Source organism: Cellulosimicrobium sp. 72-3 (assembly GCF_013127315.1).
Classification (GTDB): domain Bacteria; phylum Actinomycetota; class Actinomycetes; order Actinomycetales; family Cellulomonadaceae; genus Cellulosimicrobium; species Cellulosimicrobium funkei.
Map to the genome: position 1 here is coordinate 881755 of NZ_CP053419.1, position 15437 is coordinate 897191.

Annotated in this window: 15 protein-coding genes; 9 read left to right on the top strand and 6 right to left on the bottom strand. The window is 75.1% G+C overall.

Going from position 1 to position 15437, the window contains the following annotated elements:
• Window positions 1-59 precede the first annotated feature (59 nt).
• The 4 genes from HKK73_RS03975 to HKK73_RS03990 form a co-directional block, all read right to left on the bottom strand.
• Complete coding sequence (locus tag HKK73_RS03975; RefSeq protein ID WP_216608050.1) at window positions 60-2330, bottom strand: peptidase C14; 2271 nt, start codon at window positions 2328-2330, stop codon at window positions 60-62.
• Between the two features lie 470 nt (window positions 2331-2800).
• Window positions 2801-3865 carry a GNAT family N-acetyltransferase gene (locus HKK73_RS03980; RefSeq protein ID WP_171467491.1) on the bottom strand — a complete coding sequence of 355 codons (1065 nt, stop codon included), beginning with the start codon at window positions 3863-3865 and terminating at the stop codon, window positions 2801-2803.
• 166 nt (window positions 3866-4031) lie between these two features.
• Complete coding sequence (locus HKK73_RS03985; RefSeq protein WP_034656415.1) at window positions 4032-4634, bottom strand: HEAT repeat domain-containing protein; 603 nt, start codon at window positions 4632-4634, stop codon at window positions 4032-4034.
• Between the two features lie 71 nt (window positions 4635-4705).
• On the bottom strand, window positions 4706-5392 hold the full coding sequence (locus HKK73_RS03990) for a GntR family transcriptional regulator (RefSeq protein ID WP_085388497.1): 687 nt from the start codon (window positions 5390-5392) through the stop codon (window positions 4706-4708).
• Between the two features lie 148 nt (window positions 5393-5540).
• Between HKK73_RS03990 and HKK73_RS03995 the strand changes: the two genes are divergently transcribed.
• The 7 genes from HKK73_RS03995 to HKK73_RS04025 all read left to right on the top strand — a co-directional run bounded on the left by HKK73_RS03995 (window position 5541) and on the right by HKK73_RS04025 (window position 12259).
• Window positions 5541-7190 carry a hypothetical protein gene (locus HKK73_RS03995; RefSeq protein ID WP_171467492.1) on the top strand — a complete coding sequence of 550 codons (1650 nt, stop codon included), beginning with the start codon at window positions 5541-5543 and terminating at the stop codon, window positions 7188-7190.
• A complete protein-coding gene (locus HKK73_RS04000; RefSeq protein WP_171467493.1) occupies window positions 7187-7984 on the top strand; it encodes an SDR family NAD(P)-dependent oxidoreductase in 798 nt (265 codons plus the stop codon). The genes HKK73_RS03995 and HKK73_RS04000 overlap by 4 nt, the downstream gene beginning before the upstream one ends.
• A complete protein-coding gene (locus tag HKK73_RS04005) occupies window positions 7981-9294 on the top strand; it encodes an enolase C-terminal domain-like protein (protein ID WP_253705777.1) in 1314 nt (437 codons plus the stop codon). The genes HKK73_RS04000 and HKK73_RS04005 overlap by 4 nt, the downstream gene beginning before the upstream one ends.
• On the top strand, window positions 9291-10130 hold the full coding sequence (locus tag HKK73_RS04010; protein WP_171467494.1) for an SDR family NAD(P)-dependent oxidoreductase: 840 nt from the start codon (window positions 9291-9293) through the stop codon (window positions 10128-10130). Before HKK73_RS04005 ends, HKK73_RS04010 begins: the two co-directional genes overlap by 4 nt.
• 435 nt (window positions 10131-10565) lie before the next feature.
• Window positions 10566-11108, top strand: a complete 543-nt coding sequence (locus tag HKK73_RS04015) for a DUF4232 domain-containing protein (RefSeq protein ID WP_051028004.1) — start codon at window positions 10566-10568, stop codon at window positions 11106-11108.
• A gap of 87 nt (window positions 11109-11195) precedes the next feature.
• Window positions 11196-11756 (top strand): signal peptidase I, encoded by a 561-nt coding sequence (locus HKK73_RS04020; protein WP_198163096.1) that lies wholly within the window; start codon window positions 11196-11198, stop codon window positions 11754-11756.
• The gene (locus HKK73_RS04025) at window positions 11753-12259 is read left to right on the top strand and encodes a hypothetical protein (RefSeq protein WP_043653773.1); all 507 of its coding nucleotides are present in this window, start codon (window positions 11753-11755) and stop codon (window positions 12257-12259) included. Before HKK73_RS04020 ends, HKK73_RS04025 begins: the two co-directional genes overlap by 4 nt.
• 9 nt (window positions 12260-12268) lie before the next feature.
• Here the strand turns inward: HKK73_RS04025 and HKK73_RS04030 are convergent, their stop codons facing one another.
• Window positions 12269-12601 carry a nuclear transport factor 2 family protein gene (locus tag HKK73_RS04030; RefSeq protein WP_171467495.1) on the bottom strand — a complete coding sequence of 111 codons (333 nt, stop codon included), beginning with the start codon at window positions 12599-12601 and terminating at the stop codon, window positions 12269-12271.
• Window positions 12602-12649: 48 nt separating this feature from the next.
• Window positions 12650-13462: an SDR family NAD(P)-dependent oxidoreductase gene (locus HKK73_RS04035; RefSeq protein ID WP_171467496.1), complete on the bottom strand. Its 813-nt coding sequence runs from the start codon at window positions 13460-13462 to the stop codon at window positions 12650-12652.
• A gap of 70 nt (window positions 13463-13532) precedes the next feature.
• Between HKK73_RS04035 and HKK73_RS04040 the strand changes: the two genes are divergently transcribed.
• Both HKK73_RS04040 and HKK73_RS04045 read left to right on the top strand, forming a co-directional pair.
• Window positions 13533-14537 carry a C-terminal binding protein gene (locus HKK73_RS04040; protein ID WP_137279644.1) on the top strand — a complete coding sequence of 335 codons (1005 nt, stop codon included), beginning with the start codon at window positions 13533-13535 and terminating at the stop codon, window positions 14535-14537.
• Between the two features lie 38 nt (window positions 14538-14575).
• Entirely contained in the window at window positions 14576-15430 is an 855-nt protein-coding gene (locus tag HKK73_RS04045) for a fumarylacetoacetate hydrolase family protein (RefSeq protein ID WP_137279643.1), read from the top strand.
• Window positions 15431-15437 lie beyond the last annotated feature (7 nt).

Genomic DNA, 15437 nt, shown 5'->3' on the forward strand with positions numbered 1-15437 from the left:
GACGGCGCGGGTGTCGGTGGGGAGGCGGGAACAGGGTGCCCGGGCGTCGCCCGGGCGGGTCACACGGTGAGGTTCGCGTCGACGAGCACGCCGTCGCCCGCGGTCGGCAGCCCCGCGCGGTCGACGCCGGTCTCGACGTTGCGGGCATGGAGGACACGCACGCCGTCGGGCAGGTCGAGGCGACCGCCCGTGAACCGCGACCCGGTCGCGGCGTAGCGGTCGCCGGGTCGCAGCGCGACGTGCGCGGTGCCGTCGGCGGCCCGCAGGTCGGCGCCGCGGAGCGTGACGTCCACGGCGCCCGCGCCGGTGCCGCGCGAGACGAGGGCCCCGGCCGTCGTCGTGCCCGCGGCCCGGACGCCGTCGAGCACGAGCCGCTGGTCGCGCGCGCCGCTGAGCCGCACGCCCACGCCCTGCCACGACCCGCCCGTGACGGTGACGTCCGCCGAGCCGAGGTCGACGGGCGCGGCCGGGGTGTCGTCCGTGCCGCCGACGAGCTCGCAGTCGGTGAACGTCACGGGGCCGGCGCCGCGCAGGATCGTGCCGTCCACCCCGGTGATGCGGGTGCGCACGAAGTGCACGGGGTTCGTCACGGGCGTCTGGTGCAGCACGGACCCCGGGGGCAGCGCGAACGCGCAGTCCTCGACGACCGTCGGGCGCCGCGACAGCGACGACCGCTGCCCGACGGCGAAGAAGCCGGCCGTGCAGCCGCGCACCTGCGCGCCGTCGGCGTTGATCGTGAGCGTCGCCTGCGGGTCGAACGTCGACCGCGCGACGACGTGCACGTCCTCGAGCGTGAGGTCCGTGATCTTGGTGCCCGCGACGAACCACGAGCACGTGTGGTGCTTGACCGTGATGCGCTTGGCCGCCGTGCCCCACTGCCCGCCCGAGTTGGCGATGTCCATGAGCCCGCTGTTGCCGACGAACACGAGGTCGTGCTCGTACTGGCCGTGGGTCGTGAAGGGGTTGCCGCCCTGGTCGTCCCCGTCGCCGTGGCAGTTCTCCACGAGGCAGTACGCCGACGCCGTGAGGTCGTTGAGGTGCCGCGCGTTGTGGCTCGTGCAGTCGGAGACCCGCCCGTACAGGCAGTAGATCTGCTGCGTGAGGTAGCCGGCGCCGCCGTAGAACACCGTCGGCGGGTTGGCGACCGAGCACCGCTCCGTGACGAAGTGGGTGTTCCAGCGCCGCATGATCACCGGCCACCACGTGCGGTGGCCGTGCACGTCCGAGACGTCGCAGCGCACCGCGTACTCGAACGCGACGGGGTGCGAGCCGGTCATCTCGCGGTCGTCGGGCAGCTCGCCGTTCGCCGGGCCGTCGAAGGGCCCGGAGCCGTGGAACGTCATCGCGCGCACGTGCACCTGCTCGACGGGCTCGACGCGCGTCCAGGTGAGCACGCGCCCCGCGGGCAGCTCCCAGCCGTTCTTGTAGTCGACGCGCACGTGCGTCGCGTCGAGCACCTGCGTGACCTGGACGAGGCGCTGGAGCTCGCGCTCGTCCCCGCCGCCGCCCGGGCGCTCGTCCGAGCGCAGCGCCCACCACTGCCCGACGGCGAACGCGCCCGCGTCCGCGACCTCGAAGACGTCCGTGAGGTCGGGGAGCGTCGCGGCGAGCGTGCGCTGCTGCGTCTCGTCCGTCACGCGACCCTGGAAGAACAGGACCGCGCCGAACGGGTTGTCGTGGGCGTTGCGCTCGATGCCCTCCGTCGTGACCGTGCGCCCGCCGAAGTCGAGCTCGAGGTTCGAGCGGGTGTAGATGTGGCGGCGGGTGAAGTTGAGGTCCGTGCGGGCCTCGATGCGGGTGATGCTGGGGTCGTTCACGAGGGCGTCGAGGGCGTCGTCGGCGGGGTTCTCGGGGCCGAAGAGTCCGAACCAGCGGAAGTCCGCGGTGCCGGTGTGGAGGGTGTGCCAGCGGCCGGTGGCACCGGCGTCGCTGGGGGCGAGGACGGTGCCGCCGTTCGGGGTCGCGGTGGACCTTGCGTCGTAGCGGACGAGGCGGGCCGCGCCGTCGCCCGGGGTCGCGTGGCCGAGGAGCTGGGCGACGGCGCCGTCGTCGTGCTTCTTGGCCTTCCAGCCGGTGAGCTGGGCGACGGAGTTGGCGACGAGGACCTCGTCGTCGGGCGTGTCGTTCTTGCCCGCGGGGAGCGTGCCGGCGAGGGGCGCCGCGTGCGCGCTGCCGGTGCCGAGCGCGACGGCGCCCGCGGCGAGGGACGCGACGCCGGCGACGCGCAGCAGGTGGCGGCGCGAGGGCGACGACGCCGCCTCGGTGGTCGTGGGGCCGGTCGCGCCGGGGTCGCCGGACGCGGGGCGGGTCTGGGATCGGGGAGTGGACAACGGGGGCACCCTTCGTGACGTCGGGAGGACGCCGTGCGGGCGGGCGACGCGGTGGCTCCGGCGGCCCGGGGCTGCGGGGTGTTCCGGGGGAGCGGTGCTGCGGGGGTCGTGCGGTTCCGGTGCTGGGTCGGGGGTCAGCGGGTTCGTGCGCGTCGTTGCGACGGTGAACCGAACACTCGGAGAGTAGCGGGATGCTATGGCATCGTCAAGAGCAAGCCTGAGCGCATATGCGCAGGTCAGGTCGCTGTGGCGCCTCGAAAAGTGCCATAGCAACCGCCTTCCCACGGGAGCGCACGTGCCGACGTCGCCGAGGTAGAGCCGTGGTCGCGCGAGGTAGAGCCGTGGTCGCGCGAGGTAGAGCCGTGGTCGCGCGAGGTAGAGCCGTGGTCGCGCGAGGTAGAGCCGTGGTGGCGTGACCAGGGCTCTACCTCGGCGGACCGGGGCTCTACCTCGTGGGGTGGGTCAGTCGGTCAGAGGTAGTCGCCGGGCCAGTGGAAACCCACCCCGGCCGCGGCGGCGTCGCGGAGGTGCGCGACGACGTCGGCCGCCGCGCGGACGGGCCGGAGCATGCCGGTCGTGTCGGTCGCGACGACGGGCGCGTCGAGCACCGCGGCGGCGAAGCGGTCGGTCAGGGCGTGCGCGGGGAGGCGCACCTCGACGGTGGGGGAGCCGTGCAGGTGCGCGCGGTGGAGCGTGGTGCGCGCGAGGGCGTCGACGACGTCGTGCGCGCGGTCCGACGCCGGGTCGACGCCGAGCTCGCGGACCTTCAGCACGTCCGGCTCGGGCTCGAGGACGAGGTAGCCGATGATCTCCCCGTCGGCTGCCCGGGCGGTGAACACCTCGGCGCCGGAGTGCCAGAGCGGGATGCGCTGCTCCCAGTGCTCGGCGGTGCGTCGGGTGGCGAGGGGGCGCGGCCCGCCCGCCGCGGTGTCGAACGCGTCGTGCAGCACGGCGAGCTGCTCCCACCGCAGCGCGACCGACCACGCGGGCCACGGGACGCCGGGCAGGCGGTCGGTGCGGGTCCGCACGGGGGCGTCGCCCATGAGGTCCGACGGCGCGGCGCCCGTCGGGAGCCCGTCGTCGTCGAGGTCGTCGTGCCCGGGGTCCGGCTCGTCGACCGGACGCGGCGCGCCGCGCCGGAGCGGCACGTCGAACGTCTCGAAGCCGCTCGACCGGTAGACGTCCGGGGTGCCGGTGAACAGGAGCGCGACGTCCGTGCCGTCCTGCTCCATCTGCTCGACGGCCTGCGCGAGCAGCGCGCGCACGAGGCCGCGGCCCCGCGCCTCGGGGGCGGTCGCGACGTTCGCGACCCCGCCCGCCCGCAGGGTGCCGCCGCCCGGCCCGCCGAGCTCGCGCGGGGTCCAGTACACCGAGCCCACGACGCGCCCGTCGCCCGGGTCGACGGCGACGTGCGTGCGGTCGAGCCGGCCGTCGTCCGTCTCGTAGACCGGCACCATGTGCGGCGCGTCGAACGCTCGGCCCCACAGGGCGTAGAGCGCGGGGACGTCGTCGGGCGTGGCGGTGCGCAGGTGCATGGCAGTCCAGGGTCCGGGCCGGTGTTGACGGGATGCTATAGCAAAAGTAGGGTCGCGGGACGACCGTCGGCGTGCGACGCGACGGACCGCGCGGGCCGGGCTGGGCGCGTGCGACCCTCCTGGGTGGCGGCGCTGCCGCCACCCAGGACTGTGGTCTCGCCGGAGATCAGGCGAGCCGCCGGGCTGCCTGGCGGACGAACGAGCGAGGGTCGCCCGCCGCGCGCTTCGCGTACGTCTCGAGCTCGAGTGATCCGATCTGGTGCAGGACGTGCAGCGAGGCGATCCGCTGGTACTCGAGGCCGGACTCCCAGGCGGCGACGGCACACCCCTCCGCAGCCGGTACGCCGAGCTCGCCGAGGGAGAGCAGCGCGCGACGCCGGACGTACTCGTCGTCGTCGGCGAAGAGCGTCAGGAGCAGCGGGGTCGCGTCAGGCCCGATGGCGGGAAGATACGCCGCGATCTGCCACCGTGCGTCGGGCTCTGCGCACCCCGGCGCAGCGCAGACGTGCTCGGCGACGCCGGCCAGCGTCGCCGGGTGCTCGGAGAGCAGGTCGGCCAGGTCCTCGACCTCGTTGTCGCGCGCGAGGAGGTAGAGGAAGGAGGCCTTCTCCGCGTCGCTCCATCGCGTGAAAGGGCGTTCGCCGACGAGGTCCCGGGCGCAGGCGTACGTCGCGGGCCACTCCTCGTAGTCCGTCTCCCACTCGCCAAAGTCCTGCGGATGCGTCTGCGCCCAGGACGCGAACGTCTCGGCGGCACGCACGATGTCCATCGCGCGACCGTATGCGGATCGGGCTCGTCCCGGCCAGAGCATTGGCAGGCCTGGACGTGCGAGGCGAACGGTCAGGCCCCGACGGCGGGCTCCGCCTCGTTCTCCGTGTGGCTCGCGAGGCGCGCGGCGGCCTCGCCGATGTGCTCGGCCATGACGCGCTGGGCCGTGCCCGGGTCGCCGCCCGCGATGGCGTCGACGATGAGGTCGTGGGTGCGCGCGTGCGCGACGCGCGCCTCGGGCTCGAGCGCGGCGTTCGCGGCGCGCAGGAAGCCGGTGATGCGGCTGCGGAGCTGCGCGTTGAGCGTCATGAGCATGCGGTGGTCGGCCATCTCCCAGAGCTGCTCGTGGAAGCGCCGGTCGAGCTCGAAGACGCGGGCGTTGCTGCCCTTCTCCGCCGCCTGGACCATCTGCTGGACCGTCTTGCGCAGCTTCGCCTCCTTCGCCGGGTCCCAGGCGTCCTGGACCCGCACGACGGCGAACTGCTCCAGCAGGGTGCGCAGGCTGGAGATCTCCTCGAGGTCGCGGCTCGTGAGCGCGGCGACGCGTGCGCCGCGGTGGGGGAGCCGCTCGACGAGGCCTTCCTGGGTCAGTCGCGTCAGTGCCTCGCGCACCGGGATGTGGCTCGTGCCGAGGCGTTCGGCGAGCTTGCGCTCGACGAGCCGCTCGCCCGGGGCGAGGTCGCCGCTGAAGATCGCCTCGCGCAGCTCGACCGTGACGCGGTCGGCGACGTTCTGGTCCGGCACGCTCTTGAGCGCCATGGTTTCTCCGTGGTGTCGTGGGGGCGGCGGGCTCGGATCGTCGAGGGTGGGGCGCCGCTGAAGGATAGCGGCCACGGTGCCGTCCCGGGGGCGTCCCGACCGGACTACATGCTATAGCATCGGCACTCCCGAGCCCAGAGGAGGTGCGATGGTCGCCCTGCACACGCGGGCCCCCGTCCCCGCGTTCGTCGGCCTGGCCGGCGTCGCCGTCCGCGACGTCACGCCCGCCCCCGGCATCCGGGCGCGCAACTGGGGCCCGGCGGACTGGGACGTCTCCGAGGGCGCCCACCGCGCGATGACGCTGACCGCCGTGGCGCTCGCGGAGGAGCGCTCCGGCCCCGGGGTCGCCGAGCCCTTCGTCCTCGTCACGATCGACGGCACCTGGTGGCGCCGGGTCGACGACGAGGCGACCCTGCGCGCGACCGTCCTCGACGCGACCGGGCTGCCCGTCGAGCGCCTGCTCGTCTCGCTCTCGCACACGCACGCCGGGCCGGTCCTGTGCTCGGGCGACGCCGACCTCGCGGGCGGCGACCGCGGCGTCGCCTACCTGCACGACCTCGCGCGCGCAGCGGCCGACGCCGCCGTGGAGGCGATCGCGTCCCTCCGGCCCGCGACCCTCGAGTGGACGACCGGCCGCTGCGGCCTCGCGTCCAACCGCGAGGCGCTGCTCGACGGCTGCGCGGGCGGGCACGCGGGCACGACCGCGGGAGCCGTTGCGGCGAGCACGCCGCCCCGGCCGCTCGTCGGCTTCAACCCCGACGCCGGCACCCCGCGCTCGCCCGGCGCCGACCCCGCGGACGACACGGTCGTCGTCGGGCGCCTCACCGCACGCCTCGCGCCCGCCGGGGAGACCCGGCCCGACGGCGCCGCGCCCGCAGGCCAGGACGTCACCCTCGCGACGATCGTCAACTACGCGTGCCACCCGACGACGCTCGCCTGGCAGAACCGGCTCGTCTCGCCCGACTACGTGGGCGCGATGCGCGACCTCGTCGAGCGCGAGACGGGCGCCCCCGTCGCGTTCCTCCAGGGCGCGTCGGGCGAGCTCGCGCCGCGCGAGCAGTACACGGGCGACACCGCCGTCGCGGACCGGCACGGCACCTCCCTCGGCCACGCGGTGCTCGCGGCGCTCGCCGAGCTCCCGCCGCCGGGCACGGAGCTGGAGCTGACCCACGTCGTCGAGTCCGGCGCGCCGCTCGCGGTCTGGGAGCCCGCGCCGTCGGCCGCGCTCCCCGGCGCCGGCACCGGCACCGATGCCCGGCCCGACGCCCGGACGCTCGCCGCCGTGGCGGAGCCCGTCGCCCTCGACCTGCGCGACCTCCCGACGTGGGACGAGCTCGAGGCCGAGTGGGCCGCCATCGACCCGCGCTCGCGCGAGGAGCGCCTGCGCCGCGCGCGGAACCTGCGCGACGGCTACGTCACCGGTCCGACCGTCCAGCACCCCACGTGGGTGTGGCGCGTCGGCGAGGCGCTGCTCGTCGCGCACCCGGGCGAGGCGTACTCGCGCCTCCAGCGCACGGTCCGTGCCCACGCCGGGACGCGGCCGGTCGTCGTCGCGAACCTCACCAACGGGCCCGGCTTCGTCTACCTGCCCACCCGCGAGGCGTACGACGTCGGCGCCTACCAGGCGTGGCAGTCGCCGCTCGCGCCGGGCTCGCTCGAACGCCTGGAGCGGTACGCGTGCGCCGTCGTCGACGACGTGCTCGCCGGCGCCGCCGCCTGGCCCCCCGGCGTCGCGGCACCCGCCGCACCGACGTCCGCCGCGTCCCCGACCCGTCCCGTCCCCGAGGAGGACCAGTGACCACCCCCGCCCCCGACGCCCCGCGCGTCCCGCTCGCCGTCGTCACCGGGGGAGCGGCCGGCATCGGCCGTGCCGTCGCCGAGCGTCTCGCGACCGACGGGCTCCGGGTCGTGTGCGCGGACGTCGTGCAGCACGACCTCCCCGCGCTCGACCTCGGCGCCGTCCCCGACGCGCCCGGGCTCGTGTGGGCCCCGCTCGACGTCACCGACCACGCCGCCGTGCGCGCCGCGTTCGACGACCTCGCCGCGGCGTTCGGCGGGATCGACGCGCTCGTCAACAACGCGGGCATCCAGCGCCACCGCGCGCTCGAGGACCTCACGTGGGACGAGTGGTCGGCCGTCGTGGACGTCAACCTGCACGGCGTCTTCGCGTGCCTCCAGGCCGCGGGCCGCCACATGCTCGCGGCGGGCCGGGGCGCCGTCGTCAACATCTCGTCCGTCTCGGCCCGCGGCTCCGCGGGCCGGGCCCCGTACTCCACGACCAAGGCCGCCGTCATCGGGCTCACCGCGACCGCGGGCGCCGAGTGGGCCGCGCGCGGCGTCCGGGTCAACGCGGTCGCGCCCGGGTACATCGACACGGGCGTCTTCCGCCAGGGCGTCGCCCAGGGCACGCTCTCGCAGGAGACGATCCTCGCGCGCATCCCCGCCCGCCGGCTCGCCCAGCCGGAGGAGATCGGCAACGCGGTGAGCTGGCTCGTGTCCGACCAGGCCGCGTACATGGTCGGGCAGACCGTCTACGTCGACGGCGGGTTCCTCGTCGACTACGGCGTGCCGCTCGCCAAGAAGCCGGAGTGAGCGTGGGGACCGCCGCGCGCGTCGTCGCCGTCCGCACCGCGACGACGGTCGTCCCGCTGCCGCAGCCGCTGCGCCTCGGCGCGATGACGGTCGAGCGCCGGGAGTACGTCGGCGTGCGCGTCGTCGCCGAGACGGACGACGGCCGCACCGTCGCGGGCGAGTCGTACGCGCTCACGCGCGAGGCGCCCATGGCCGAGCTCGTGGACCGGCTCGTCGCCCCGCACGTGGTGGGTCGCGAGGTCGTGGCGTCCGACGGCGTCGCCGCGCGCCAGAGCGTCGGCGCCGCGTGGGACGCGGCCCTCCGCGGGTCCGCGATCGTCGGCCGCGTGGGCCTCGTGCGGCGCGCGGTCGGCCTGGTCGACGTCGCGCTGTGGGACCTCGCGGGGCGGCTCGCCGGGCGTCCGGTGTGGTCCCTGCTTGACGACGGCCCGGACCTCGCGGGGTCCGCGGAGCCGGGTGTCGGCGGCGACAGGGGCGTTCCGGCAGTTGGCGTCGCCGGGAGTCCCCGCGACGTCTCGTCCGGGGCGGCCGTCGCAGTGCCACGCCCCGCGATCCTCGTCGCGGCGTACCCGACGCCCGGCCGCACCGCGCGCGACGTCGCGGACGAGGTGCTCGCTCACGCGCGCGCCGGGTGGCCGCTGCTGAAGATCTCGCGCTCGCCCGACCGCGCCCTCATGCGCGACCTGCTCGCGACCCTGCGCGCCGAGCTGCCCGACGTCACGGGTCGCCCGACCGTCGCGGGGCGCAGCGGCGTCGTGGTCGACGTGGGCTTCGGCTGGCGCGACGCCGACGAGGCGCTCGCGGACCTCGACGCGTGGGGCGTCACGGGTGCGGCGGGGGAGAGCGCGCCCGCGCTCGCGTGGCTCGAGGACCCTCTGCTGCCCGAGGACGCGGTCGGCGCGGCGCGCGTCCGCGACGCGTCCGGGCTGCCGCTCTCCGTGGGCGACGAGGTCACCGAACCCGAGGTCTTCGCCCGGCTCGACGCGCTGGGCGCGCTCGACGTGCCGCGCGTCGACGTCGTCGCGATCGGCGGCATCACGGCCGCCGACCCGCTCGTGCGCGCGTGGGCGGCGCGGGGGAAGGTCGTGTCGAGCCACGTGTACCCCGAGGTGAGCGTGCACCTGGGCGGGGCGGCGGGCATCGGCGTCGAGACGTTCGACCGCTCGCCCGCGGGCAACCCCTACGACCCCGCGCCGCTGCTCGTGCGCGGCGGTCCCGTGCTCGACGGCGGCCACGCCACCCCGCCCGAGGCGCCCGGCCTGGGCTTCACGCTCGACCCCGACCGCTTCGACCTGGAGGCGAACCCGTGACCGGACCCACGGACGGACCTGCGAGCAAGCACCGCAGCGTCGTCGTCACCGGCAGCGGCAAGGGCATCGGCCGCGCCGTGGCCGCGCGCCTCACCGCCGACGGGTGGACCGTCGTCGGGCTGGAACGCACCCCGGGCTCGGGGACGGTCGAGGAGGGGGTGTGCGCCGCCGTCGTGCTGGGGGACTCGCGCGACCGCGAGGCCCACCGCAAGGCCGCGCGGACCGCGCGCGACCTCGCGCCGCTCGCCGGATGGGTGAACAACGCGGGCATCACCGTCCGCACGCCGCTGCACGCGCTCGCCGACCCGGAGCGGGCGGCGCAGGTCGAGCAGGACGCGCGCGACGTCGTCGAGATCAACGGCCTCGGCTACCTCTGGGGCTGCGCCGCCGCCGTCGAGGCGTTCACCGACCAGGTGAGCGGCGGGTCGATCGTCAACATCGGCTCGATCCATGGCCGCGCGGCGTTCGCCGACCACGCCGCCTACGAGCTGACCAAGGGCGGCATCGACGCGCTCGCGCGCTCCGTCGCCGTGACGTACGGGCGGTACGGCATCCGCGCCAACACCGTCGCGCCGGGCGGGGTGCGCACCCCGCACCTCGACGCGCAGATCGCCCGCGCGGCCGACCCGGCCGCCGAGGAGCGCGCGCTCGCCGAGGGCCCGCCGCTCGGCCGCATCGCCGAGTCTGCGGAGATCGCTGCCCTCGTCGCGTTCCTGCTGTCCCACGAGGCCGGCTACGTGTCCGGCCAGTCGATCGCGGCCGACGGCGCCTGGACCGCGTCGTTCGGCAACCCGCCCCACGACCCCGACCTCGACGCGCGCTACGGCCTCGCCTGACCCGGGCACACGAACCCGACGAGCCCGCAGCGTTGGGCGCGAGAAGTGAGTCGTGGCCCCTGGCAGGCCGGCGACAGGGGCCATTTCTCGCTTCTCGTCCCGTCGTCGCGGCGACGACCGAGCGGACTGCCCACGGCCCGCCGAACGCTTTTCTTATGCCCGCCGAACGTTCATATAATGGTGATCGGTCAACTGGACATCTGGACACCTGTCCAGGGCGCTGTTCCGGCGTGCGGATACCGCTGGGCGAAGGCGCCACGACCGCAGCCAGGGCCACCAGGGCCCGGCGTGACGACATCGCGGGGCGAGGGCGCCACAACCGGTGCCCGGTCCACCTGTGCCCGTGCCCGGCGAGGCGTCCAGCGCTGAACGCTCCCGCATGACGCACGCGACCGTCCCGCCCGACAGGGCGCTCATGTGGGAGAGGAGCACACTGTGTCCAACATCGAGACCGCCGTCGAGACCGAGCGCCGCGATCGCAAGACCTACCTGCGCTTCGGGCTCGCCGCAGTCGCAGTCCTGGGTATCGGAGCCGCGGTGACGAGCGCCTCGTGGACCGACCAGGCGTGGTTCACCGGCAGCGCCGGGGCCGCCCAGGTCGAGCTGCAGGCGAGCACCGACGGCACGTCGTGGGTCGACGCCGACACCGTCGGCGACGGGGTGGCCGTCGCGATCGACGAGGCGGCGTTCGCTCGCATGAACCAGGGGGAGACGCGGCAGGTGACGCTGCATCTCAAGAACTCCGGGTCGGTCGACCTCAGCCTCGGCGGGCAGGCAGAGGTCAGCGCCACCGGATCCCTGTTCGAGGGGTCCGATCCGGCCAGCGCGACGGTGAGCGTGCCGGACGACGTGCTGTTGTCCCCGGCGGAGACCGCGACCGCGACCCTGACGATCACGACCCCGGAGGACTGGGACCCGTCGTACCAGGGTGCGGCTGGTGCCCTGACGGTGTCGTTCACCGGCGTCAGCCAGGCGTAGGCGTCGGTCGCCTGCGCTGGGCGCGACGGCTGGGGAGGCTCGGGATCTGCCCAGCCGTCGCGCTCGGTCCCCCGTGGTTTGGAGGTGATGATCCTTTTGCGCGCGCTGAAAGCCCTCGCTGACGTCCTGGTGTGGACGCTGGCCGTGATCGGCGTGCTCTGCGGCGCCCTGTGGGCGGCCGGCCAGGCAGGCCTGGTCCAGCCTCTCGTCGTGGTGTCAGGCTCGATGGAACCGGCGATCATGACCGGCGACCTGCTCCTGGACACCCCCGTGCCGGTGGAGCAGGTCGAGGTCGGCGACGTCGTGTCCCTGCCGAACCCGGCCACCGGGGTGCTGGTCACCCATCGCGTGGTCGACATCGCCCCGCAGGACGACGGCACCTGGCACGTCCGGATGCAGGGCGACGCGAACGACACCGAGGACGGCGGCGCCTACGTCGTCACCGACGACACCGTCCTCAGCCCGCGGTGGCGGGTTCCCGGCGGCGGGGACTTCATCACCCGCCTGACCCGCCCGAGCACGGCCGTGCCGCTGCTCGTCGCCCTGGCCGCGCTCCTCGCGCTCAGCCGGATGCCCGCCTCGCGCACCGGACACGAACGCGCACGCGACCGGCGCCCCAGCCCTCAGCCCTCGGGGAGCGAGCCGTGACCCGGACCCTCCGACGGCTCGCGAGCGCCGCCGCCACCCTCCTGGTGTGCCTGCTCCTCGTGCAGGTGACCGCTCCCGCCACGACGGCCTCCTGGACGGACGGCGCCACGTTCTCCGCGACGGCCACCGCACGCGACTGGTCGACCGGGAACAGCTGCGAGATCGTCAGCGACGCTTCGCGCGAGGTGGTCGGGAGCTGCGAGGTGTCGGCGGTCAGCGTCGTCCACGAGTGGGGCGACCCCGGCCCGGACGGGGACGTCCTCAACGGGGGGATGGTGTTCACCGTCGACGTCGACGGCTACCAGGGCGCGGAGGGGACCTCCGCGCGCATCACGGTCGACCTCTCGCGCGTCACCGGCACGACGCGGTCGTGGCCGTGGGCCGAGGGCACCGTGCGCATGTACAACGGCGTCGTCGACTCGTGGGATGCGCCGCTGGTCACCTTCACCACCCACGAGTGGCACCCCTCACCGTTCCAGGGGCAGTTCACCGTCGGCGCCTAGGCCGGGGCGTCAGCCCTTGACCATGCTCGCGCGGGTGATGAGGCCGTCGCGGACCTCGAACGTCGCGATGGTCTCGCCGGTGCCGTTCGACGTCGTGACGAGCTCGCGCGCGACGAGCCAGCGGTCGCCGAACGTCACGGACGCGTCGATGACGCAGTGCAGCGCGGTGTCCTCGAACCGGCTCGCGTAGAACGCGCGCAGGGCGTCGCTGCCGACGATCGGCTCGGGGGTCACGCCGCTGACGACGGCGTCGGGCGCGTACGTCGCGCAGAAGCCGTCGAGGTCGCGGACGTTGAAGGCGTCGACCTGGGCGGTGACGACGGCGGACGGGGACGTGCTCATGGGTGCCTCCTCGGGCAGTGGTGGGCGAGTGTCGCGGCGGACCGGCGGTCAGTCGATCCGGACGCCGCCGTTGACGTCGTACGTCGCGCCCGTGACGAACCCGGCGCGCGGGGAGGCGAGGGACGCGACGACCCAGGCGACGTCGTCGGGCGTGCCGAAGTCCCCGAGGGGGATGGACGCGGTGAGCCCGGCGCGGGCGTCGGGGGCGAGCTGGTCGGTGATCGCGCTCGTCACGGGGCCGGGCGTCACGGCGTTCACGCGGATGCCCTCGCTCGCGAGGATGCGCGCGAAGGAGCGCGTGATCGCGAGGATCGCGGCCTTGCTCGCGGCGTAGTGCACGCCGGTCTTGAGCGCACCCTGCTCGCCCGCGATGGACGAGAGGTTGACGATCGCGCGGTCGCGCGCGGTCCGCTCGTCGGGCGTGACCGTGGCCCCGGCGGGCGACGGACGGCCTGCGCGCAGCAGCGGGAGGGCGGCGCGCGACAGCACGAACGTGCCGCGCGCGTTGGTCTCCATGACGAGGTCCCACTCGTCGAGCTCGATGTCGTCGAGCGCGCGGTAGGGGCACACGCCGCCGTTGTTGACGAGCACGTCGAGGCGTCCCCAGTCGTCGGTGACCTCGGCGACGAGCGCCTCGACGGACGCGGTGTCGCGCAGGTCGAGGCGCGAGACGCGCGTCGCGGCACCTTCCTCCTCGCAGCGGGCCGCGGTGGCGCGCGCACCGGCCTCGCCGCCGGTGTACGTGAGCCAGACGTCGTGCCCGTCGCGCGCGAGCTGGAGGGCGGTGGCGGCACCGATGCCGGAGCTGGCGCCGGTGACGAGGGCGAGGCGGCGGCGGGCGCCGTCCGGGGCATGGGTCATGAGCCCACGCTATAGCATCCGACCGGCCCGAGGGTTGGTCGAGGGTGCTATTTGCTATAGCATTCCTCGCATGACAGCCGACACCGTCGTCATCACCGACTGCGACCTGCCCGGGACCGCGTGCGAGGACACCCTGACCGCCGCCGGGCTCCGGGCCGTGCGCGCCGCCGCGCGCACCGAGGACGAGGTGATCGCCGCCGTCGAGGAGGCCGCCGCGAGCGGGTCCGCGCCCTCTGCGCTCGTCGTGCAGTGGGCCCCCATCACGGCCCGCGTGCTCGACGCCGTCGCCGGGCCGGGCGGGGTGCGCATGGTCTCGCGCATGGGCATCGGCTACGACATGGTCGACGTCGCGGCCGCCACCGAGCGCGGCGTCGCCGTCGCGAACACCCCGACCTACTGCATCGAGGAGGTCGCGAGCCACACGGTCGCGATGATCCTCACCCTCGACCGCGGTCTCGTCGCCTACGACCGCGCGCTGCGCGCCGGCACGTGGGCCCCGACGGCGCAGCACGCCGCGCGCCTGTCCAGCACCGTCGTCGCCGTCATCGGGTACGGGCGGATCGGCTCCGAGGTCGCGCGCTCCGCCCGCGCGCTCGGCTACCGCGTGCTCGTGCACGACCCGTTCGTCGACCCGCAGGCCGTGGCTTCCGACGGGCACGAGGCCGTGGGGATCGACGAGGCCGTCGCGCGCGCCGACGTCATCACGCTGCACGCGCCGCTCACCGAGTCGACGCGCCACCTGCTCGACGCCCGCACGCTCGCCGCCGCGAAGCCGGGCGTGCGGGTCGTCAACACGTGCCGCGGGCCGCTCATCGACGAGGACGCGCTCGCCGACGCGCTCGCGTCCGGCCACGTGGGCTCGGCCGCGCTCGACGTCTACGCGACCGAGCCGCTGCCCGCCGACTCGCGCCTGCGCGCCCTGGACAACGTGCTGCTCACCCCGCACGCCGCGTGGTTCTCGCCCGAGGCCATGCAGGACCTCCCCGTGCACACCGCGCGCAACGCCGTCGACTTCCTCGCGGGCCGCCCCGTGCCGTCGATCGTCAACCCGGACCACGCGCGCGCCCTCGCCTGAGGACCCGCGCCACCCGCCCCGACCTAGGAGACCCACCCGTGCAGCTCGTCCGACTCGGCCCCCTCGGCCAGGAGCGTCCCGCCGTCCGCGAGGACGGGGTCGTGTACTCCCTCGACCCGCTCACCCGCGACATCGACGGCGCGTTCCTCGCGGCCGACGGCGTCGGCCGGGTCCGCGCGGCGCTCGCCGCGGGTGCGCTGCCCGTGCTCGACGGCGCCGACGAGCTGCGCGTCGGCGCGCCCGTCGCCCGGCCGACGGCCGTCGTCTGCATCGGGATGAACTACGCGGAGCACGCCGCCGAGTCCGGCTCGACGCCGCCCGACGTCCCGATCGTCTTCTGGAAGCACTCGAACACGGTCGTCGGCCCGCACGACGACGTGCTCGTGCCGCCCGGCGCGACGACGGTCGACTGGGAGGTCGAGCTCGGCGTCGTGATCGGCCGCCGGGCGCGCTACCTGTCGTCCCCGGAGGAGGCGCTCGACCACGTCGCGGGCTACGTCCTGTCGCACGACGTCTCCGAGCGCGACTACCAGATGAAGGTCTCCGGCGGGCAGTGGTCCAAGGGCAAGAGCTGCGAGACGTTCAACCCGCTCGGCCCGTGGCTCGTCCCTGCCGACGAGGTGGACGTCCAGAACCTCGGGCTCCGGTCCTGGGTCAACGGCGAGCCCCGCCAGGACTCGACGACGGCCGACATGATCTTCGACGTCGCGTACCTCGTGCACCACCTGTCGCAGTACATGGTCCTCGAGCCGGGCGACCTCATCAACACCGGCACCCCGCAGGGCGTCGCCCTGTCCGGGCGCTTCCCCTACCTGCGCGCGGGCGACGTCGTCGCGCTCGAGATCGACGGCCTGGGCCGCGCCGAGCAGCGCGTGCGCGACGCCGTCCGCTGACGACCCG

What these genes read in the sequence shown, in the direction of transcription:
- HKK73_RS03980 (WP_171467491.1), bottom strand. Translation starts at nt 3,865, where the DNA reads ATGCACCTGCGCACCGCCACGCCCGACGACGTCCCCGCGCTCTACGCC.
- HKK73_RS03985 (WP_034656415.1), bottom strand. Translation starts at nt 4,634, where the DNA reads ATGGACATCGTGCGTGCCGCCGAGACGTTCGCGTCCTGGGCGCAGACG.
- HKK73_RS03990 (WP_085388497.1), bottom strand. Translation starts at nt 5,392, where the DNA reads ATGGCGCTCAAGAGCGTGCCGGACCAGAACGTCGCCGACCGCGTCACG.
- HKK73_RS03995 (WP_171467492.1), top strand. Translation starts at nt 5,541, where the DNA reads ATGGTCGCCCTGCACACGCGGGCCCCCGTCCCCGCGTTCGTCGGCCTG.
- HKK73_RS04020 (WP_198163096.1), top strand. Translation starts at nt 11,196, where the DNA reads ATGATCCTTTTGCGCGCGCTGAAAGCCCTCGCTGACGTCCTGGTGTGG.
- HKK73_RS04030 (WP_171467495.1), bottom strand. Translation starts at nt 12,601, where the DNA reads ATGAGCACGTCCCCGTCCGCCGTCGTCACCGCCCAGGTCGACGCCTTC.
- HKK73_RS04035 (WP_171467496.1), bottom strand. Translation starts at nt 13,462, where the DNA reads ATGACCCATGCCCCGGACGGCGCCCGCCGCCGCCTCGCCCTCGTCACC.
- HKK73_RS04040 (WP_137279644.1), top strand. Translation starts at nt 13,533, where the DNA reads ATGACAGCCGACACCGTCGTCATCACCGACTGCGACCTGCCCGGGACC.